Below are 22274 nucleotides of genomic sequence, written 5' to 3'. Positions count from 1 at the left end.
ACGCGGCCGCGGGCCCTGAAGCGGACAAACGATGACGACGATCGATTCGACGCCGCGCACGCACGCGTGGCGCAGCCGGGCGGCGCGCGCGCTGCTCGCGGGGCTGCTCGCGCTGCTCGCGGGCTGCCAGAAGGAGCTGTACTCGGGCCTGTCCGAGCGCGACGCGAACCAGATGGTCGCCGTGCTCGGCGATGCGGGCATCGGCGCGTCGAAGGACAACGACGCGCGCGACACGTCCGATCGCAACGCGTGGCAGGTGAGCGTCGCCGATGGCGACATGCAGTCGGCGCTGACCGTGCTGCAGGCGAACGGGCTGCCGAAGCCGAGCTACGCGAGCCTCGGCGAGCTGTTCCAGAAGCAGGGGCTGGTGTCGACGCCCGCCGAGGAGCGCGTGCGATATCTGTACGGCGTGTCGCAGGACCTGTCGCGCACGCTGCAGGACATCGAGGGCGTGGTGGTCGCGCGCGTGCAGGTCGTGATTCCGGAGAACGATCCGCTCGCCGACAAGATCAAGCCGTCGTCGGCCGCCGTGTACATCCGCTACCGGCCCGGCGTCGACCTGCGCGCGATGGCGCCGATGGTGAAGGATCTGGTCGCGCACAGCATCGAGGGGCTGCAGTACGACAACGTGTCGCTGTTCCTGCAGCCGGCCGCCGCGCGCGCGACGCGCGTCGACGGGATCGGCAGCGCGGTGTCGGACCTCCTGCGGCTGCGCTCGCCGCTCGGCTGGCTGGTGTTCGCGCTGATCCTGCTGACCGGCGCGGTGATCGCGCTGTCGGCCGCGCGGCGCGGCATGTTCGGCGCGCGGGTCGCCGCGCTGGTCGGCACGCCGCGCGGCGTCGCGGGCGGCAATGCGGCAGGCGCGGGCGCTGCGCAGACGGGCGGCGGCTTGCGCACGCCCGACGGCGCGCGCGACGGCGCATGAGCGAGGTGCACGCCGCGTCGCCGGGCGCCGCGCCCGACGCCGTGCCGCTGCCGTGGCTGCAGCCGCTCGGCGCGCCGCCTGCCGCGCGGCGCGCGGCGTTTCACGCGCTCGTGTGCGAATTCAATCTGCGCCCGGACCGCTATCTGCACGTGACGCGCGTGCCGGCCGCATGGCCTGCGCGCTACCGTTCGCTCGACGCGTTCGGTCCGGCCGGCCGCAGGCTGCTCGCGCGACATCTGCTCGACGCGCACGGCGTGGCCGGCCGTTACGACTTCGACGTCGCCGATCCGTGTGCGCGGCTCGCGCTGCTGCCGGGCGCGGCGCTCGGGCAGCTCGCGGCGTACGCGGGGCTGCTGCTGCATCGCGGCTGGCTGCGCGACGCGCTGAACGTGCGGCGCATTCGCGCGGAAGTCGCGGCGAAGCTCGGCGGCGACGCGCTGGAGCTGGCGCTCGAGCGCGCGCCGGAGTTCGGCGCGCTCGCCGACACGCTCGAGCCGTGGCGCGCCGATCCGGCCGCGCTGCCGGCGGTGATCCGCGCTCGCGGCGCGCGGCTGCTGGCCGATTTCATCGGCGTGGCCGGCGACGCGGTCGGCGTGCGCGCGCGGCTGAAATTCAACCGCACGTGCGACGACGAAGCGCCGTACTGGCTCAATCGCGCGCAGCGCGACCAGTTCGGCGAGTTGCTGTTCCTGTTTCTGATTCCCGAGAGGCTTGCGTCATGGGACTGGCTTTTCTGATCACGAGCGACAACCTGCAGCTGCTGTCGGAGCGCAAGGTGCTCAAGGAGCGCGAATACGCGGCGCTGCTCGACGCATCCGCGGTGATCGCGACCGCGCGTGACGAGGCGGCGCGCATCGTCGCCGACGCGCAGCGCGAGTTCGACAGGCGTCAGGCGGCCGGCTACGACGAAGGGATGCGCCGCGCGCAGCGCGAGCATGCGGCGCAGGCCTACACGCAGGCGCTGGCCGCCGCGCGCACGATGGAGTCGATGAAGGACGCGATGGCCGACATCGTCGTGAAGGCCGTGCGCGCGATCGTCGGCGAGATGAGCACGCAGACGCTCTACGAGGCCGCGCTCGCGCGCATCGCGCCGCTCGTGCGCGACGAGGCGTTCCTGATCGTGCGCGTCGCGCCGGGCCGTCAGGACGAGATGCGCGACGCGCTCGACCGTGCGTTCGCCGGCCAGTCGAACCGGCAGCGCATCCGCATCGTCGAGGATGCGCAGCTGGAGCGCCATGCGTGCACGGTCGAGACGCCGTCCGGGCGCATCGACGCGAGCCTGGACCTGCAGATCGACGCGCTGCGCCAGGCGATTCGCCGGGACGTGCCGCGATGAACGCGCCGCTCGACGAACCGCGCCCGTTCGGCGGCAGCGGCAGCAGCAGCGATGACGGCGACGGCGCGCCGTTCGATGGCGGCCGTCTGGTCGGCGACCTCGACGCCGGGCTCGCGTTCTTCTCGCCGGTGTCGGTGCAGGGCCGCGTGAATCACGCGGTCGGGCAGATCCTCAATGCGACCGGCATCCGCGCGCGGCTCGGCGAGATCTGCGAGCTGCGCACGCCGAACCAGCCGACGCTGCTCGCCGAAGTGGTCGGCTTCTCGCGGCAGACCACGCTGCTCACGCCGCTCGGCGACGTGGCCGGCCTGTCGCCGGAAACGACGGTCGTGCCGTCCGGCCGCGAGCACGTGTTCGCGGTCGGCGACGCGCTGTTCGGCCGCGTGCTCGACGGGCTCGGGCGGCCGCTCGACGATCTCGGGCCGGTGACGGGCGCCACCTGGGTGTCGACCCAGCAGGATCCGCCGAACCCGCTCGCGCGCAAGCTGATCGACACGCCGTTTCCGACCGGCGTGCGCGTGATCGACGGGCTGATGACGCTCGGCGTCGGCCAGCGGGTCGGCATCTTCGCGCCGTCCGGCGTCGGCAAGAGCACGCTGCTCGGGATGATCGCGCGCGGCGCGCAGGCCGACGTGAACGTGATCGCGCTGGTCGGCGAGCGCGGCCGCGAAGTGCGCGAGTTCATCGAGCACAGCCTGTCGCCGGAGGTGCGCGCGCGCTCGATCGTCGTCGTGTCGACGTCCGATCGCCCGGCGATGGAGCGCGTGAAATCCGCGCTCGTCGCGACCGCGATCGCCGAGCACTTCCGCGATGCGGGCAAGCGCGTGCTGCTGCTGGTCGATTCGCTGACGCGCTTCGCGCGCGCGCAGCGCGAGGTCGGCCTCGCGAGCGGCGAGCCGCCGACCCGGCGCAGCTTCCCGCCGTCGACGTTCGCGGTGCTGCCGCGACTGCTGGAGCGCGCGGGGCAGGGCGCGCGCGGCTCGATCACCGCGCTGTACACGGTGCTGGTCGAGGGCGACGAGGAGTCCGACCCGATCGCCGAGGAGGTGCGCTCGATCCTCGACGGCCACATCGTGCTGTCGCGCAAGATCGCGCTCGCGAACCGCTATCCGGCGATCGACGTGCTCGCGAGCCTGTCGCGCGTGATGCCGCTCGTCGCGAGCCGCACGCATCAGCATGCGGCCGCGCGCGTGCGCGAGCTGATCGCGAAGTATCAGGAGATCGAGCTGCTCGTGCAGATCGGCGAGTATCGCGAAGGCAGCGACCGGCTCGGCGATCTCGCGCTGCGCGCGCGCGACGCGATCGGTGCGTTCTGCGCGCAGGCGTCGCACGAGGACGTGCGCTTCGACGCGCTGCTCGCGAAGCTGACGCGGCTCGCGAACGATCATGTCTGAAGCCGACGACCGCATCGTGCTCGCGACGCTCGCGCGGCTCAGGCGCGTGCGCGAGATGCGCAGCCAGATCGCGCGCGTCGCGGCCGCGCGCCAGCAGGGCGTCGCCGCGCAGAGCCGGCGCGCGCTCGACGCCGCGCAGGCGCAGCTCGCGCAGCAGGTCGCCGCGAAGGCGGCGATCCAGGCGCGCCTCGCCGACGACGTGCGCGAGGCGCGCGCGCTGCAGAACGCGGCGGCCGACACGCGCACGTTCGACCGCCATATCGGCGTCGCGAACGCGTCGGTCAGCGAGGCCGCGCACGTGCATCGCGACCACGAGGCGACGCTCGCCGACCTGCAGCGCGCCGCGCGCAAGGCGAAGGCGGCCGAGGACAAGCTCGACAAGGCCGGCGAGAAGGCGCTGCATGCGCGCGCGGCGCGCGTCGAGCGCGAGGCCGACGAAGTCGCCGATGCGCACGCGGTGCGTCGCTTCGCGACGGCCGGCGTGTGGGCCGCGGGCGGCGCGGATCGCCATGCTGCGCGCAGCCAGCCGGAGATGACGGCGGCGTTCGATGCGGAGATGGTCGGGGGCGCGGCGGAGGCGGGGGGGGATCTGGGCGATGTAGCCAATGCAGCCAGCGCAGCCGATGCAGCCAGCACAGACAACGCAGACAATGCAGACAATACGAGCGATGCCGCAGATACGGCAGCTACCTCCGCCCACCCATCTCCGCACTTCGACGACACGGCACCCGCACCCGCGCCCGTGCCCACGGAGCGCCGATGCTAGATCAAGCGGCGAACTTCAACGACATCGCCGGCACGCTGCGTCCGCTGCTTTACGTGATGCCGCGCCTGTTGCCGATCATGCTGATCGTGCCGGTGTTCAACGAGCAGATCGTCACGGGCCTCGTGCGCAACGGGATCGCCGTCGTGATCGCGGCGTTCGTCGCGCCGGCGATCGATCCGGCACAGGTCGCGTCGCTGCCGTTTCTCATGTGGTGCCTGCTCGTCGCGAAGGAGGCGGTGGTCGGCCTGCTGCTCGCGGGCGCGTTCAGCGCGGTGCTGTTCGCGATCCAGGGCGTCGGCTTCCTGATCGACTTCCAGACGGGCAGCGGCAGCGCCGCGTTCTTCGATCCGATGGGCGGCCACGAAGGCGGCCCGACCTCCGGCTTCCTCAACTTCGTCGCGCTCGCGCTGTTCGTCACGGCGGGCGGCCTGCAGGTGCTCGTGCAGCTGTTCGCGCAGTCGTATGCGTGGTGGCCGATCGGCTCGCTCGGCCCCGATCTCCCGTCGATGCTGCAGACCTTCGTCGTGCGGCAGACCGACACGATCTTCGAATGGATGGTGAAGCTCGCCGCGCCGGTGATCATCGTGCTGGTACTGGTCGAGCTCGGCATCGGGCTGGTCGGGCGCGCGGTGCCGCAGCTGAATGTCTTCGTGTTCTCGCAGCCGCTCAAGAGCGCGCTCGCGGTGCTGATGATGGTGCTGTTCCTGCCCGTCGTGTACGCGTCGCTGCATGCGCTGCTGAGCCCCGACAGCGGCTTGATGGCGCTGCTGCGCGCGCTGTTCGCCGCGCACGGCGGCGCGTGACGGCCGGCGCGGCGACGGAGCGACGATGGCCGAAAAGAACCAGCAGCCGACCGCGAAGCGCCTGCGCGAGGCGCGCGAAAAAGGCGACGTGCCGAAGAGCGCGGAGACGGTGTCGTCGGCGTTCTTCGTCGGCGTGTGCGTCGCGCTCGCGGTCGGCCTCGGCACGCTGTTCGCGCGGCTGCAGGCGCTGTTCCGGCTGGTGTTCGACGCGGCCGGCGCGGCCGACCCGGCCGCGCGGCTCGCGGTGCTGGTGGACGGCGCCGCGCGCGACTGGGCGCTGCTGTCGGCGCAGATCGTCGCGGCGGGGCTGCTCGCCGGCCTGCTCGCGGGCTTCGTGCAGGTCGGCGGCGTGATGGCATGGAGCCGCCTCGTGCCGCAGCTGTCGCGGCTCAATCCGGCCGAGGGGCTGAAGAACATGTGGTCGATGCGCAACCTCGTGAACCTCGCGAAGATGCTGCTGAAGACCGTGCTGCTGGTCGCCACGCTCGGCTGGCTGATCGTCGAGTCGCTCGATCCGTCGGTGCAGGCGGGCTTCACGCGGCCGGTGTCGATCCTCGCGCTGATCGTGAAGCTCCTGATGCTGCTGTTCGGCTGGGCCGCGCTGATCTACGTCGTGATGGCGCTGATCGACATCGTGCATCAGCGGCACGAGTTCAACCAGAAGATGAAGATGTCGATCGACGAGGTGCGGCGCGAGCACAAGGAGGACGAAGGCGATCCGCATATCGCGGCGAAGCGCCGGCAGCTCGCACGCGAAGCGCAGTTCGCGGCGCTGCCGGACCGCATCGGTTACGCGTCGGTGGTCGTCTATTCGCCGCGCGTCGCGGTCGCGCTCTATTACGGCGGGATCGGCTCGTTGCCTTGGGTGCTCGCGCGCGGCGAAGGCGAGGCGGCCGAACGGATCGTGCGGCTCGCGCGCGACGCGCTGCGCCCGACGCTCGCGAACGTCGGGCTCGCGCATGCGCTGTACGAAACCACGCCGGAGAACGGCACGATCCAGCAGCAGCATTTCCGCGAGGTCGCGCAGTTGCTCAAATGGGCGACCGGCGCGTAGTGGATGCGCGGCTCATGCGAACGAATCCATCATCGAATGCAGGGTCGCATCCCGCGCGCGCAGCGCATGCTGTGCGAATCTCCGCGCCCATTTTCGCGCACGGTGCGGCAGCCGCTTGACGCCGTTTTTTTTCGGTAGCAGCACCGTTTCGCGCGGGAATTATTGCTGATTTATTTCTTCGTAAGATGGCTCGACCGTCAACCGGGCGGCGGGCCGCGAAGTCGCGCCGCCGTTGCCGGATCGGGTCAACAGGGGCAGACAAACCAATGTGCGGAATCGACGGCTTTCTGAATAGCGTCGCCTTCGATGAGGAGACAGCGCGCGGCACGCTTGCGCGCATGACGGCGAGCCTCGCGCATCGCGGGCCTGACGGGCAGGGCATGTGGGTCGATCCGGAGGCCGGCATCGCGCTCGGCCACCGGCGGCTCGCGATCGTCGATCTGTCGGTGCAGGGCCGGCAGCCGATGGCCTCCGCGTGCGGCCGTTACGTCCTCGTCTTCAACGGCGAAATCTACAACCATCGCGAACTGCGCGCGGAACTCGAACGCACGGGGCGCGCCCCCGCGTGGCGCGGCCGCTCGGACAGCGAAGTGCTGGTCGCGGCGATCGCCGCGTGGGGCGTCGACGCGACGCTGCGGCGCGCGACCGGCATGTTCGCATTCGCGCTGTGGAACCGCGCGTCGCGGGTGCTGACCCTCGCGCGCGACCGGATCGGCGAGAAGCCGCTGTACTACGGCCGGATCGGCGACGCGCTGGTGTTCGCGTCCGAGCTCAAGGCGCTGCGTGGCTATCCGGGCTTCGACGGCGCGGTCGATCGAGACGCGCTGTGCCTGTACCTGCGCCAGTCGAGCGTGCCCGCGCCGCATACGATCTATCGCGGCATCAGCAAGCTGCCGCCCGGCACCTTCATCCAGTTCGAGCATGCGCGCGACACGCCGCGCGTGCGCGCGTACTGGACGCTCGAGCAGGCGATCGAAGCCGGCCGCGAGCGGCCGTTCGACGGCAACGCCGACGACGCCGTCGGCCAGCTCGACGCCGTGCTGCGCCAGGCCGTCGCGCGCCAGATGGAGGCCGACGTGCCGCTCGGCGCATTCCTGTCGGGCGGCATCGATTCGTCGGCGATCGTCGCGCTGATGCAGGCGCAGTCGGCCAAGCCGGTCGACACGTTCACGATCGGCTTTCACGAGGCCGGCTACGACGAGGCCGGCTATGCGAAGGCGGTCGCGCGCCACCTCGGCACGCGCCACACCGAGCTCTACGTGACGGCCGACCATGCGCTCGCCGTCGTGCCGAAGCTGCCGTCGATCTACGACGAGCCGTTCTCCGATGCCTCGCAGATCCCGACCTTTCTCGTGTCGGAGCTGACGCGCCGGCACGTCAAGGTGAGCCTGTCCGGCGACGGCGGCGACGAGCTGTTCGGCGGCTATACGCGCTACTTCCTCACGCCGCGCCTGTGGCGCAAGCTGCATCGCGTGCCGGCCGCGGTGCGCGCGCGGATCGCGGCCGCGCTGCACGCGCTGCGGCCCGATCACGCGGACCAGCTCGCGGCCGTCGCGCAGGGCGCCTGGGGCGGCGTGGACGCGCGCGACGGCGCGTCGCGCATCGGCGACCGGCTGCACAAGCTCGGCCACGTGATGACGGCCGAGAGCCGCATCGGGCTGTACCGGCTGCTGATGTCGTCGGTCCATCATCCCGAGCGCCTCGCGCTCGCCGGCCAGGAGCCGCCGACGCCGCTCGACACGGTGTCCGCGTGGCCCGCGCATCTGAGCTTCGCCGAGCAGGCGATGGCGATCGACACGCTCACGTACCTGCCGACCGACATTCTCGCGAAGGTCGACCGCGCGGCGATGGCCGTCGGCCTCGAGACGCGCATGCCGTTCCTCGATCATCACGTCGTCGAATTCGCGTGGCGGCTGCCGGCCGCGGTGCGGCTGCCGCAGGGGCAGCCGAAGGCGCTGCTGCGCCGGCTGCTCGATCAGTACGTGCCGCGCGCGCTGATCGACCGGCCGAAGCAGGGCTTCTGCGCGCCGGTCGATCATTGGCTGCGCGGCGCGTTGCGCGACTGGGCCGAAGCCTTGCTGGAGCCGTCGCGGTTGCGCGCCGAAGGCTTCTTCGACGCGGCGGCGGTCGAGCGGCTGTGGCGCCAGCATCTGACGGGGCGGATGAACTGGCAGCATCAGCTGTGGACGGTGCTGATGTTCCAGGCGTGGCTCGAGGGACAGCGCGCGGCGTGACGGCCGGGTGAAACGCGATGCGCAACACGCGGAGGCCCGCGAACGGCCCCCGTCCTTGCCGGTTCAGGCCGTTCGAGGCTCACACTCCCACGCCGCTCAACCGATGTTCAGCGGCGTACCGACCGACAACTGGTTCGGATCGCCGGCGACCGACGGATTGAGCTGCAGGATTTCGGTCAGCGCGCGCGCGTCCTGCTGGTCGCGCGTCAACCCTTGCTGATCGGCGCGCGACACGTGCGCGGCATCGAGCAGCGACTGCCGATGCCGGTCGGCGATCACCCACAGCGAATCGCCGGCGACGACGATGTACGGCTGCGCGGCGGCCGGCGTCTGCGGCGTCTGCGGCGTCGTCGGTGTCGTGGGCGGCGCCGCGGGCGCGACGTGCGCGTGCGTGCCCGATGGCGGCAGGGGCGGCACGGCCGGCGCGGAAGGCGCGCTGCCGTGGTGCGTGGTGCCGTTCGACGGCGGCGTGTTGTTGTTGCCGTTGTTACCGCCGTTGCCGCTGCTGCTGCCGCCGCTGACCGCCGTATAAACCCAGTTGCCGACGTAGATCCCGATCGGCGCGAGCAGCAGGATCGTCGGCATCTTGCCGGTGACGCGCTTGGTCAGGTTCGGGAAATGCGTGTCGGCGCGGGCGAGCGCGAGCAGCGTGGCCGAGCTGAGCGACGCGATCGCCGTCGGCAGGTTGGTGTGGATCGTCGCGGCCGCGCCCACGAACGGCGCGATATAGCCGCCGGCGATGCTCGCGAGGTCGGACGCGGTGTCGATGAAGCGCACGAAGCGGCTGCGCCGTTCGATGCTCAGGTGGGTGAACGCGCTGGCCTGCACGAGGCCGGTGTAGGTGAGGCCCAGCACCGCGCCGGTGGTGCCCAGCAGCGGCACCAGCGACGGATCCTGCAGCAGCGTATGCAGCGACATCTCGCCGAGGCTCGCATAACCCGCGATCGCGGCCGTGCGGCCCACCTTGCCGAGGAAGCGGCGCGGATTGCCGTGGTGCAACTGCTGGATCGACGTGCCGGCCAGCACGCCCTGCATCTGCTGGATCATGTCGTTCGCGAGCAGCTTCGTGTACTCGACCGTCTTGTCGGCGGACAGCGCGTTGCGGCCGTGCAGTTCGAGCTGCAGGTTGATCTTCGCGCGGCCTTCGCCCGCCAGCCGCACCAGCGACGCGCGACGTTGCGCCTCGTCCATCCGGTGCGCCGACAACTGGTTGTTGAGCCCGTTGATGAAGCGATCGATCACGTGGTTGAACAGCCGCGGATCGCCGCTTTGCAGCGCGCGCAGCGTGTCCTGATGCAGCGCCTGCACGAGCCGGCCGGTCCGCACGCCGACGAAGGTCGCGTTGGCCGCCTGCTTGTAGTCGGTCGGCGTCAGGCCGATATGGTGGACGGCGATGCCGGCGCCGATCCCGACCAGCCCCGACAGCACGTTCTTCCAGCTGAGCACCGACCACGAGCGTTCCATCTGCTGCAGGCGCAGCGCATTGAGTTCCGCGAAGGCGGCGAGCGGATCGCCCGGCTTCACGTAGTCGGCCGCCTGCGCGCTGATCAGGCGGCTCTCGCTGACCGGCAGCGACGCGTCGACCATCAGCGCCGGCCGTCGGACCACTTCGCGCCACGGTTCGAGCCCCGCCGCGACGGTGCTGCCGTCGACCAGCGTCGTATCCTGCTGCGGCGCGCGCAGCCGGGCGCCGACGTCCTTCAGCCAGGCCTCGTTGAACTTGCGCTCGCGCGACTTCTCGGACGGCGCATGGCTCGGGTCGGCGTGCCACGCGTCGGTCGCGAACTTCGCCGTCGCATAGCGCGCGCGATGCAGCAGGCGCGTCGTGTTGCCTTCGTACAGGCGCTGGCGCAATTCGGCGATCTGCGCGGGCGTGAGGCCCTTTTCGCGGCCGATCCGCTCGATCTCGGCCAGCAGCATCTGGTGCTGGTCGGCCAGCGTGTCGCGGTCGACGCGCTCGAACACGCGCGTCAGCGCGTCCGTGCCGTGCAGCCGCGCGAGCTTGCTGCGCGGTGCGTCGAGGCTGTCGGGCTGCGCGTATTCGTCCACGGCGCGCTCGACGAGCCGCTTCGCCAGCGCGGTCGTCAGCTCCTGGTTCGCGATGAAGTCGGCGCCGTGCGTCGCATACGACAGGCCGACGTGCACCCATTCGAGCGTGGGGCGATCGAGCAGCGAGTCGAGCAGCTCGAGGTGCCCGGCGCCGGGCACCGGCTCCGGTACCGCGTCCCAGCCGTGGAACGTGACCATCACGTGCGGCGCGGGTTCGCCCTCGTGCTCGGCGGCCCACGATTCGAGCAGCGCGCCGAGGCGTGCGTGATGGTGATAGCCGTCGTTGGTGCCCGCGAGGTGCCGGTAGTCGGCGGCCGACACGAGCGCGCGCGCGGGCGCCATCTCGAGGCGCAGCAGGAAGCCGGCCTCCGACGCCGCGTCGAGCCAGCGGTGCAGGTTCTCGCGGGTCAGGTCGTCGAGGTGCATGACCTTGCCGTTCTCGCCGGTGATGGTGCCTTCCCAGTAGTCGATCTTCGCCTTGCGCTGGTCGCCGATCGATTTCACGTCGCCGACGAATTCCGGGTCGTGCTTCGCGCCGCGCGTCGCGTTCAGCGTGTGCGGATCGATCGGGATCGTCACGACCGGCATGACGCCGCCGTGGCGACGCGTCTGCGCGACGAATTCGGCCGGATCGTCGGACAGCCGGTACGCACGGCTCATCGGCACGAGGCGGTTGCGCACCGCGTCGCCGGCGCCGAGCACGGCGCGCCGCAGCGCGCGGTCGGTGGCGGCGGCCGTGCTGAGGCCGCGCTGCGCACGCCTGGAGAACGGCACCGGCGCGTAGCGCGCGCCGCCGCCCGACCAGTCGCGCGCCACGTACAACGGCAGGCCGGTGCCGCGCCATGCGGCGGCATCGGCCATCGTCGCGGGCGGCGGCGTCGTGGCCGTCGCGTCGGTCAGCTCGAGCGGCGGCAGGCGCGAATCGCGCTCGTGCTTCGCGAGCGCGTCGATCCGCTCGAGGTGCGCGAACAGGTCGGGCACGTTGCCGTCGCCATACAGGCGCTTCCATTCGACCAGCGTCGTGCTGACGAGCGACGGCTGGTACGGGCGCAGCTTGAGCTCCGGATAGGCCGGCTCGGGCAGCCCCTGGCGCTTCGCGGCCTTGGTCGCGGCCTTGATTTCCTTCTTCAGCGCCTTGCGTGCGCTGCGCGTTTCGCGGGCCGCGTCGCTTGCCCAGTTGCGCAGCGACGCGAAGGTGCTCGGCGACGTGTCCTTCGCGATCCCGTCCAGATACTCGACGCGCCGGTTCAGCGCGGCAAGGCGCGTGCCGCGCGCGTGGTCCGCGAGTTCGGCCGGCGTCAGCTCGGTGAGCAGCAGATGGGTGTCGGCGCCGTAGGGCCCCGCGCCGATCGGCGACGATTCGAGCGGCACGCCGGGCGCGCCCGGATTCTGCCAGTCGTGCCACGTCAGCTTGCCCTTCGCGTCCGGCACCAGCACGCCCTGCGGCGTGTCGAGCCGGTGGGTGAGCGGGTCGCTCGTGTCGTACACGTAGATGTGATGCTTGCCCGCATCGAGCGCGCCGAACTCGGCCGCACTCAGCAGATGCACCGCATTGTGGCCGCTGAAATCCAGCGCCGCGTGCTTGCCCGACGGCAGCAGGTTCCGGTCGAACAGCGGCACGCTCGCCGCCGCCGCCCCGGCAGCAGGCAGCGCGGCGCCCGTGCGGGCGCGGCCGAGCAGCGCCGCGGTGCGGTTGCGCGTCAACAGCGCGACGCGGCGCGGCGCGTTCAGCGTCTTGGTGATGCCGAGCTGGCCGAGGTAGCGCAGCCCGGGCCGCGGCAGCCTGTCCGGCTTGTCGGCCTTCGGCGGCTTCGGCGCATCGAAGCGATTGCCGACCTGTTCGAGCATGGCCGGATCGATGCTGCTGACCACGAACGACACGCCATGCCGGCGCGCCCGCGTGAGCGGCACGCCGTGCGGTTTGCCGTGCGGCCGCACGCGCACCTGCGCGCGGCGCGGATAGGCGTCGCGCAGCGGCCGCTCGCCGATGCGCGTCTGCGCCAGCGGCGCCTTCTCGTGGTAGTTCCACGAACCGCTCGCGGCATCGTAGGTCGCATGGCCGCGCAGCTCGCCCGTCGTGCGGTCGATCGCGTAGATGGTGTCGGTCCGCCCGGCCGCGCCGATCGCCTTGTGCGCGCTGCGATAGTGCTTCGCATCGGCGAGCGCGCCGATCGCATCGACGTAGCGGCTGCTCACGCGGCCGCGCCGCGTGAATTCGACGACCTTGCCGTCGCCCGCGTACTCGATCTTCGCCATCCCGCCGAGCGCCTGCAGCTGCTTGAGCGACACCGGCGACGCATGGAACGCGAAGCCCGCGCGCTCGGCCGCGGCCGGTGCGGGGTCGGCCGCGTCGTGGGCGGGATCGAGCGCGGCCGTGAGCGATTGCTGCTCGTCGGGCGTGAGCTTGCCGCCGACGAACTTCGGTTGCGCGATGGCGCCGTTCGCATCGATCCGTGCGGTCGCGACCACCTCGGGCACCGCCGCGGGCGTGATCTTGCCGGCGCGCGTGATCAGCAGCACGGTATCGGTGCCGGTCTGGCGCACGAGCGCGCGCAGCGACGCCGCATCGGCGCCGTCGACGCGCTTGAGCGTGCGCATCCCGCGCGCGTCGAGCCACGCGCGCGCACGCGTCATCTCGGCGCTGTCGAGCGCGTTGCGGCCCGACCGGGCGCCGCCGCGCCGCCCGCCGCCGCGTCCCGTGGCCGGGGCCGCCAGCGTCAGCGGCGCCGGCTCGCCCGCGAGCTCGGTGCGCGCCTGCTCGCCGTACAGCGCGCGATAGGTCGGCTTGCCGGGCAGCGACGTGCGGATCTCGCCGAACGCGTCGGCGAGCGCATCGAGCGCGGCCGGCTCGCCGCTGGCAAACGCGTGTTCCGCCGCGCGCGCGAGCGTCGCCGGCAGCTGCACGTGCGCGGCGACGTCGGGGCCGCCCGCCGCGAGGATTTCGGCGCGCACGCGATACGCGTTGAGCTGCGCACGCGCTTCGGCGAGCAGCAGGCTTTTCACGTACGCGTCGGGGCCGCTGCGGTCGAGGCCGAGCGTGTCGGTGGCGAGGTCGACGCTGTGCTGCGCTTCATGCGCGAGCGCGAACACCAGCGTGCCGGCGCGGCGCGTGTTGCCGTCGAGCACGATCCTGCGTCGCGCCGCATCGACATACTGACCGCCGCCGGGCGCGCCGAGCTTCACCTTCCAGCCGTCGGCGCGCGCGAGCCGCAGCTGCGCGCGCAGCGTCGGCGAGCGGCGCGCCAGCGCGTGGGCCTGCATCCTCAGCACGATGCCGCGGAAGGTCATGACGACGTGCGCGATCGCGCCGCGGCGCGGCGCATACGCGCCGGCCTCGTCGAACGCGGGATGCGCGAGCTTGATGCGGCCGTGCCTGAGCCCGGAGTGGATCTTCGCGGCGACTTCGTCGATCCGCGCGAGCACGGTGCCGTGCGGATCGCCGTGCGGCAGCACTTCGCCGGGATCGTGCAGCATCACGTCGCCGTTGCGGCCGAACAGCACCTGGAAGTCGTACAGCAGATGGTGGTCCTGCGTGACGCGACGGATGCGGGCGAGATCCGTCAGGCCGCGGCTCGACACCACGGTCGGCAGGCCGATGTCGAACTCGACGTCGACGCTGCTCAACTGCGCGGACGGCTTCAGCACGACGCCCACGCGGTTCACGACCGAGAACGGCCCGTCGGTGGTGCTGGTCGGCAGCTCGTAGACCTCGCTCAGCGTCTTGAGCCCGCCTTGCTCGAGCTCGACCGCTTCGTACGCATCGGCGAGGCCATCGATCGAGCCGTCGCGGTAGACGCCGAGCGCCTGGCCGGCGCCGCCGTCGAACACCGTCTTGTACGCGCCCGAGCCGAGCACCGGCCCGAGGTAATCGGCCGGATCGACCGGCCGACCGGGCGCGCCGTCGAGATGGAGCGTGCCGTGCGCGCCGTCGACAGACAGCTCGCCGAGCGACGGCTGGCGATAGCTCGCCGGCACGTAGCGGTTCATTGCCGACAGGTCGGTCGGCATGCTGTCCGCGCCGATCGCGTCGGGATGGACGGTGTAGATCGCGCGCTGCCACAGGTTCGCGAGCTGCGCGGCGCCGCCTTCGTTCGCATGCCGCGCCGCCAGGATCGTCGTGTAGCCGTAATCGGACGGCGGCGCGTTGAGCAGCGTGAACTCGTGCGGACCGACCGGCTGCCCGTCGGGGCCGAGCAGCATGCCGTCGCGTAGCGTGTCGGCCGGCACGATCGCGATGCGCTGGCCCATGTCGAGCAGCACGCGGCCGTCGCGCAGCAGCGCGAGCGTGTCGACCGGCGGCGCTCCGCTCGCGCCGAACGGCGACGCGTCGCGTTCCGCATGCGCCTGCGACCATGCCGCGCGCTGCGCCTGGATCTCGCGCATCGTCGTCGGCGCGTCGCGCTCGCCATCGCCGTCGTGCGCGGCGCGCGTCTCGGGCGCCGGCATCGCGCGCGCGCGCCGGCCGGGGCCGCGATCGTACGCGTCGCCGTAAAACTCCGTGTAGGTCTTGCCGCGCGCGCCCGACACCGGTGCCTCGGCGAACGCGTCGGCGAGCCGTGCGAGCGCGCCGGCGTCGCCGCGCGCGGCCGGCCATGCGTCGGCTTCCGCCTGCAGCGCGTCGGGCAGCCGCACGTTCGCGGCGATGTCGATGCCGCTCGCCATCCGGATCTCGTAGCGGGCCTCGAATGCGTTGAGCTGCGCGCGCGCCTCGGCTTCGAGCGCCGTGCGCGTGAAGCGGCCGCGGCCGCTGTAGTCGAGGCCGAGCGTGCCCTCGATCGCGTCGACCGCATGCTGCGTTTCGTGCGCGAGCACGTAGGTCATCCAGCCGGGGCCGGCCGCTGCGCCGTCGATCGTCACGCGCCGGTGCTTCGTGTCGATCCGGCTGCCGCCGCCGCGCTTGCCGACGCGCACGCGCCAGCCGTTCGCGTCGAGCATGCGCAGTTGCGCCGCGAGCGTGCCGGAGCGCTGCGCGAGCGCGCTGACCTCGGCCGGCAGCGGCGCGCCGCCCACCCGCATGCGCACGCGCGTGATCACCGACGGCTTCTGCACGAACGCATCGTCGGCCAGCGGCGTCGGGTCGCGGGTCGGATCGAGCGCCGAATCGAGCGCGTCGACGCCATGCTGCTCGATCCAGCGGTGGATGCCTTTCTCGATCTCGAACAGGCGCGACAGCGACAGCGTGTGCGCCGCGTAGGTGTTCAGGATCGGGCCGGGATCGCAGACCAGAAAATCGCCCGAGCGCGTGAAGATGCCTTGCAGGTCGAAGCCGACCTCGTGTTGCTCGAGCACCTCGCGCGTCTTCAACACGTTCTGGATGGCCGCGCGCGCCACCGCGGGCGGCAGGCGGCCGCTCGCGAATTCGTCGCTGTGGAACACGCCGAGCGGGAGCGACAGCGCGGAGACGCGGTCGCCGAGCGCGCGGAACGGGCCGTCCAGCCGAACGGTGCGGATGCCCCACTGTTCCAGCTGTGCGAGCGCGCGTTGCTCGTCGCGCACGAGCTGCTCGTCGGCGGCGCGCTGCGCTTCGGGCGTCAGCGGTTCCTGCGGTGCGCCGGGCGGCTTCGGGCTGCGGTCGACGGTGGCGAGCGCGGCGTCGTCGCCGAGTGCGAACGCCGTCTTGCGCGCGCCGGCGCCGAGCAGTTCGCCGACGTTGCCGTCGATGTCGATCCGGCTGGCCGGATCGCCGGCCAGATGCACGCCGTCGGCGTCGGCGGCGAGTTCGCCGAGCGCGTGCGGCGCGGCGGGCGCGGGATCGAAGCGGTGGAACATGCGCGTGTCGTGCACCGTCGCGTCGGCGCCCACCGCATGCTCGGGCGGCGCGTAGACGGCGCGCTGCCACACGTTCGCGAGCCGCGCGGCCGCTTCGTAGCCGCCTTGCCCGGCGGACAGCACGATCGTGTCCGCCCGCCTGAGCGTGGGCCACGGCGCCATCGCGAGCGCGTATTCGTGCGCGCTCACCGGCTTGCCGTCGACGAGCAGCGTGCCGTCGGGCAGCGTGTCCGCATGCAGCACCAGCACGTCGCCGTCGGCGAACGTCGACATGTGGCCGTCGCGGCGCGCCTGCAACGTGGCGGCATCAGGCGCCGGGCGCTCGCCGAACGGCGACTCGAGCACGGCGTGCGCGTAGCTCCACGCGGTGCGCGCGTCGAGCTGCTGCCGGCCGGCCGGCGCGCTGCCGTCCTGGCCGTCGGCGGGCTGCATCCGCGGCGCGGGCATCCGGCGCGGGACGCCGCCGCGGCGCTTCTGGCGCGCCCACACGTCGTCGTAGAACTCGCTATAGGTCTGCGCGTCGCGAGCGGCCACCGGCGCATCGGCGAAGTTTTCGGCGAGCCGCGCGACCGTGCCCGTGTAATCGCTCGTCGGCCCGTGCCAGTCGACGCCTTCGCGCGCGATCGCATCGGGCAGCTGCGCGTGTTCGGCGATGTCGACGCCGGTCGACAGCGCGATCTCGTAGCGCGCCTCGAACGCGTTGATCTGCGCGCGCGCCTCCGCTTCGAGCGCCTTGCGCGTGAAGCGGCTGCGGCTGCCGTAGTCGAGGTCCAGCGCGCCGGCCATCGCCTCGACCGCCTGGCGCGCCTCGCTCGCGAGCGTGTAGGTGATGCTGCCCGGCTCCTGAAGCGCGCCGTCGATCGTCATCACGCGCTTGCGCACATCGATGTGGCTGCCGCTGCCGCGCTTGCCGACCTTCACGCGCCAGCCGCCGTCGCTCAGCATGCGCAGCTGCGTGACGAGCGTCGCCGACTGCGAGGCGAGCGCCAGCACGGTGTCCGGCACCGGCGCACCGCCGAAACGCATCTGCATCCGCGTGAACCAGCCGGGGCCGGACGCGGCCGCTTCGGGCGGCGCGGCTTCGGTGATCTCCGGATGCGCGGCCACCAGGTCGGCATCGTAGGCGAGGGCGACGTCGTGGTGCGACACGGGCCGCGCGGCGCCGCCTGCGCGCTCGCGCGGCGGCGCGGTCTCGCCGTGTGCCGGCGCACGCTCGGGCGCGGCGCTGCGCTCGGACTTGACCAGCACCAGCACGCGGTTCGGCGCGCTGAAGCGGCCGTCGAGCGCCTTCAGCGGCCGCGGCGTCGCGGCGGGGCGCGGCAGCGCCGGCTCGTTCGGCCCGCGCTTGCCGGCGAGCACGATCACCGGCGCGTCGCCTGGCGCGCGGGCCGGCGACGTGTGCGGTGCCGCTTCGGCGTCGCCGGCGAGCGCGACGCCGTCGGGCGCCGGATCGAAACGCAGCGTGCGCGCGTCGGCGCGCAGCTGACCGTCGGCGTCGAGCGCCTCGGGCGTCGCCGCATAGACGGGCTTGTCCCAGCGGTTCGCGAGCTCGGGTGCGAGTTGCGCGTCGTGCTCGCCGGCGATCACGACGATCGGTTCGTCGAGCTTCGGCGTGCGCGCGGCGGCGGGCGACGCGCTATGCGGCGCGTCGCCGTCGCGCACGATGTAGAGCGTGCGGCCGCCGACCTCGAGCGGTTCCGCGCTCGGCCCGCGCGGCACCGAGATGCCGGCCGGATCGGCCGTCGCCGCGCGGGCGGCAGGCTTCGCGCCGGTCAGGTCGACGACCCGGACGTCGACACGCGGGCGTGCCGCGGCAGGCGTCGTGCGCGCGCCCGCGCCGGGCGACGCGTCGGCGTCGAGCGGCCGGTAGCGCAGCGCCTGGGCGTCGGCGCTGCGCCGGTCGAGGTTCGCGTCGGTCGCGCGCTCGGCCGCGGCCTCGTCGCGCTGCGCGTCGACGCGCGCGCGTTCCTGGCTCGTGCGCCGCGTGCTGCGCGCGTCGTTCGCGGCGCTGGCCGTCTCGCCTTGCTCGGCCGCTTGCGCGAGGCTGCGCGGCGCCTGTTCGTCGCGGGCGGCCGCGTATTCGTCGCGCGCCTGCTGCAGCGTGCGGTCGAGCAGTTCGAGCGGCGTTCTCGCGACGACCTTCGGCGTCGTGCTCATGCCGCCGCCGTCGCCGAACGACAGCCGCTCGCCGGTGTCGGTCACCGAGTCGATCCGCGTGCCGTTGGTCCAGCTCTTGTCGGAGGCGGAGACGACCGACAGCTTGCCGTCTTCGCCGAGCACGACGAATTTGCCCGCGGGCAACGCGTTGCGCGACGTGCGGTCGAGCACGCGAATCGGCTGGTCTTCGTAGGTCAGGATCTTGTCGCCGACGCGCAGCGTGCCGTCCGGCGACACGGTGACGGCCTCGCCGTCGAGCGTCACGCGCGTGCGGCCGGCCGCGAGCGACGCGTCGTCGCCCTTGTTGAGGATCCGGCCGATCGTCTGACTGTCCACGCTGACGGTCTTGCCGTCCGCACCGCGGATCGGTATCGGCCTGCCGGTGCCCGTGCGCACCGACGTGACCACGCGCTCCTTGAGGCCGCCCGCGGCCATCAGCGCGACGTTCGTCAGCCCCGACTTGAGCTCCTCGCCGGCGGCCTTCTTGTCGCCGGTGACGAAGTAGTCGTAGCCGGCTTCGCCGAACGCCTCGAAGCCGGCGCCCAGACCGGTCACGACCGCGGTGGCCTTCGTGCCGCCGGCGAGCACCGACGCGACTTTCGGCGTGCGCGTGAGCGCCGTCACGGTGCGCGTGAACAGCTTGGCGCCGGCCAGCTTCGCGGCGCCCGCGGCGCCCATCGGCACGAGATTGATGAAGTCCATCCGCGCACCCGCGTCGGTGAACGGATTGGTGCTGCGGCCGTGGTCGGCGCGGTTGGCCAGATCGAGCCCGGCGCTCGTCACCGTCGCGCCGATCGCGGTGTACATCATCCCCGCGCCGAGCAGGTTCAGGGGCACGCCGACGACCGCGCCGACGACGGTGCCGTCGAGCAGCGTGCCGAGGCCTTCGAGCGCCATCCCGCCGACCATCATGCCGATGTTCAGGCCGGTGCTGGTCAGCGTGTTCATGAAGCTGTCGAAGCCGCTCTCGTGGTGCGCGGCCTTCGAGACGAGCTGCAGCGTGCCGTCCGCGTTGTGGCCGGTCGCGATGTCGACGGTGCCGTCCTTCGACAGCTCGTTGTTGTCGATGTAGTCGTTGATGTCGTCGTAGGTGCTCGCCGTCTCGTCGACGTACTGCGTGCCGTCCTTGCCGCTGACCTTGAACAGCGCGCTGGTGGTCATGCCGGCATCCTTCGCCGCATACACCATCGGCAGCACGCTGACCTGCGTCGTCGCGCCGCCGCCGACTTTCAGCAGCTGGTCGCGCACGCTGTTGATCGTCGACAGCTTGTCCTTGTTGGTGAAATGCGTCTGCGTGTCGGTCGCGATGGACGTGTTCGACGACGCGTCGCCGCCGACGTCCGGCGCCATGCCGAGCGCGACGCCGATCAGATTGCGCTGCTGCGTGTCGCTCAGCTTGCCGAAGTCGATGGTCGCGCCTTTGCCGGTGCTCGCGCTCGCCGCGTCGAGCAGCGTGTTCGACAACTCGCTGCGGTGTGCCTCGTAGAAATCGTGCTGCGCGCTCTGGTAGTCCTTGTACGCGTCGGAATTCGGATCGGCATAGCGCAGCCGCTCTTCGAGTCCCGCGTCGAACTGGTCCAGCAGCACCTGCTGGTGGGCCGACTCGCTCAGCAACTGCAGCCGCTGCACGGTGTTGTCGGCGTTCTGCGCATCCTTCTTCGCCTGATCGAGCTGGGTCTGGTTCGGGTTCGGCAGCGGCGGCGTATACGCGGGCAGGATGTCGCCGTCGGCGAGCTGCCGGAAGCGCGTCGGCGCCGGATGCGAGGCCTGCCAGTCGTCGTATTGCTGCTGGATCGTCGCGAGCGTCGCGTGCTTCTGCGCTTGCTGGTTGCGCGCTTCGGTGAGCGCCGCGCCGGTCGCACGCTCGTTGACCAGATTCGACAGCCGGTTGCCGGCGGCGCGGATGGCGCCCGCGGTGACGCGCAGGCGTTTCGCGTCGAGCAGCGTCGGGCCGGACGGCGTGGCCGGGTTCGCCGCCGCATCCGCCGGCGCGAACGACAGCGGGCCGTTCAGCAACGGCGACGTGTTCCACAACGGCTGGCTGCCGTTCGGCGCGCCGTTGGCGTTCGGCGCGCCTGCGGCGTTCGTCTTCGGCAACGGCGACGAAAACAGCGGCGCCGCGTTCGCGGGGGTGCCGTTCGCTGAGGTGCCCGTCGTGTTCCACGGCGGCGGCGCGAACAGCTGCGACGGGTTCGCCGTGTTGAACGGCGAGGGACGCGCGGGCGGCTTGACGCTCGCCTCGATCTGCGCGGCCTGGTCGTCGTACTGCTGCGCGAGTGAGGCGCCGTACGCGACCACGAACGCGTCGTGCGCGATGCCGGCCTGCTGCTTCGCGAGCTGCAGCTGCTGGTACGGCTCGCTCGGATCGTCGGACAGGCGAGCGAGCTTGCCGTGGTAGTTCGCCTGCAACGTGTCGGCCTGCTGCTGCGCGGCCAGCATCTGCAGATAGCTGCTGCTGGTGCCCGCCGTGACCTGCGCATGAGCGAGCGCCGTCTTGTCCTTGGCGATCGCGTCGGGCACGATCACCGTCGGCCCTTCCTTGCCGTTGTCGGCATCGGACTGCTGCTGCGCCTGGGCGAGCGTCACGTTGTCGTTTGCCGCCGCGAGTGCGGCATTCGCGTAGTTCGCGTCCTTGGCCGCGGCCGTGACGGTCGTCTGCGCCGCATCCGCGGAATCCGGCGCGTCGGGCATCGACACCTGCAGGTCGAGCGGCTGCAACGCATCGTTGAGCCGGCCGACGCCCGCATCGAGCGCCGCCTTGTAGTCGGGATCGGCGAGGTACGACTGGAATTGCGCGTACGCGAGATTGGAGTTCGCGACGTCCGCGAAAAACTTCGCCGAGCCGGCCGACGCATGCGCCTGCGCCTTCTGCCAGTCGTCATAAAGCCGGATCTGCAGCGGGTTCTTGCAGTCGCTCGCCTGCGGCGCCCAGTTCGGATCGTCCGGGTGATCGGGGAATGCCGCGATCAGCGTCTTGAGCTGCTGGTCGGCCGCGTGCTGCGCGTCGCCGGGGTCCGTCACCTTGCCGGAATCGTCGAGCTTCATCCCGGCCGGCATGTCGGCGTTCGCCTGCTCGCCGTACAGGATCATGTAGCCGGCGTCGGTCGTCACGTTCAGCTCGCGCTGCGCGTCGTCGGCGGCCGCGCGCGCCTTCGCATAGTCGGCCTGCGCGCTCTTGCGCTCGGCGGGCGTCGACTCCGGGTCGCGGTTCGCCAGGTGCAGCACGTTCTGCGCGCCTTGCAGCGCCTGCGACGCGTTGTCGTACTTGGTCTGCGCGCCCTGGATCGCCTTCTGCACGGCGGTCGTCTTGTCATTCTCCACCGTGATGTCGGGCGGCGGCGCCGTGTACTGCGCGGCCATGCTCTGGATCAGCGACGTGGCCGACTGGATTTCCGCGTTGGTCGGCTTGGCCGGGTCGGTGCCCAGCGACGCGGTGACGGGGATCGGCGGCGTCACGGTCGGATTCGCGGGGCCGGCTGCCGGATCGTCCTGCTTCGGCGGCGGGGGCGGCGGCGCGACGACCGGATTCAGCGTTTCCGACAGGAAGCGCTGCCAGTTGACACCCAGTCCCAGCCCGTCGATCGACAGCATGCTCGTCTCCGTTGAGCCGCGCGATGCGCGGCGCGCACGGCGCGCCACACGCCGCGCCGCGATCGTTCGAGTGTACGGACGCGCATCGCGGCGGGCGCACGGCTGTTTCGTAGCGCGGCGAGGCGCGCGGCGCGACGGCGCCGCACGCGCTACGAGAGCGGCGCGGGCTGCGGTGGTGCGGCGCGGCAGCGTCGTT

The 22274-nt window shown here is 72.0% G+C and carries 9 protein-coding genes; 8 read left to right on the top strand and 1 reads right to left on the bottom strand.

The window, feature by feature from the left end; genetic code table 11:
* Positions 1 to 31 precede the first annotated feature (31 nt).
* The 8 genes from sctJ (at position 32) to asnB (ending at position 8512) form a co-directional block, all read left to right on the top strand.
* On the top strand, positions 32 to 925 hold the full coding sequence (sctJ, locus tag EX20_RS18555; protein WP_014725404.1) for a type III secretion system inner membrane ring lipoprotein SctJ: 894 nt from the start codon (positions 32 to 34) through the stop codon (positions 923 to 925).
* Positions 922 to 1662 carry a SctK family type III secretion system sorting platform protein gene (locus tag EX20_RS18550; RefSeq protein WP_034194309.1) on the top strand — a complete coding sequence of 247 codons (741 nt, stop codon included), beginning with the start codon at positions 922 to 924 and terminating at the stop codon, positions 1660 to 1662. The genes sctJ and EX20_RS18550 overlap by 4 nt, the downstream gene beginning before the upstream one ends.
* A complete protein-coding gene (gene sctL / locus EX20_RS18545) occupies positions 1644 to 2261 on the top strand; it encodes a type III secretion system stator protein SctL (protein WP_034194308.1) in 618 nt (205 codons plus the stop codon). Before EX20_RS18550 ends, sctL begins: the two co-directional genes overlap by 19 nt.
* Positions 2258 to 3655, top strand: a complete 1398-nt coding sequence (locus EX20_RS18540; RefSeq protein WP_034194307.1) for a FliI/YscN family ATPase — start codon at positions 2258 to 2260, stop codon at positions 3653 to 3655. The genes sctL and EX20_RS18540 overlap by 4 nt, the downstream gene beginning before the upstream one ends.
* Positions 3648 to 4421 (top strand): hypothetical protein, encoded by a 774-nt coding sequence (locus tag EX20_RS18535; RefSeq protein WP_034194306.1) that lies wholly within the window; start codon positions 3648 to 3650, stop codon positions 4419 to 4421. Before EX20_RS18540 ends, EX20_RS18535 begins: the two co-directional genes overlap by 8 nt.
* Entirely contained in the window at positions 4415 to 5224 is an 810-nt protein-coding gene (gene sctT, locus EX20_RS18530; protein WP_034194305.1) for a type III secretion system export apparatus subunit SctT, read from the top strand. Before EX20_RS18535 ends, sctT begins: the two co-directional genes overlap by 7 nt.
* Before the next feature lie 25 nt (positions 5225 to 5249).
* Positions 5250 to 6278, top strand: a complete 1029-nt coding sequence (locus tag EX20_RS18525; protein ID WP_011882601.1) for an EscU/YscU/HrcU family type III secretion system export apparatus switch protein — start codon at positions 5250 to 5252, stop codon at positions 6276 to 6278.
* A 266-nt stretch (positions 6279 to 6544) separates the two neighbouring features.
* Entirely contained in the window at positions 6545 to 8512 is a 1968-nt protein-coding gene (gene asnB / locus EX20_RS18520; RefSeq protein ID WP_034194304.1) for an asparagine synthase (glutamine-hydrolyzing), read from the top strand.
* A 96-nt stretch (positions 8513 to 8608) separates the two neighbouring features.
* Here the strand turns inward: asnB and EX20_RS18515 are convergent, their stop codons facing one another.
* Positions 8609 to 22078 (bottom strand): LWXIA domain-containing protein, encoded by a 13470-nt coding sequence (locus EX20_RS18515; RefSeq protein WP_034194327.1) that lies wholly within the window; start codon positions 22076 to 22078, stop codon positions 8609 to 8611.
* Between the last annotated feature and the right edge of the window lie 196 nt (positions 22079 to 22274).

Source organism: Burkholderia sp. WP42 (assembly GCF_000745665.1).
GTDB lineage: Bacteria > Pseudomonadota > Gammaproteobacteria > Burkholderiales > Burkholderiaceae > Burkholderia > Burkholderia vietnamiensis.
The sequence above is the reverse complement of the archived record's forward strand: the minus strand, read 5'-3'. Positions and strand labels throughout refer to the sequence as shown.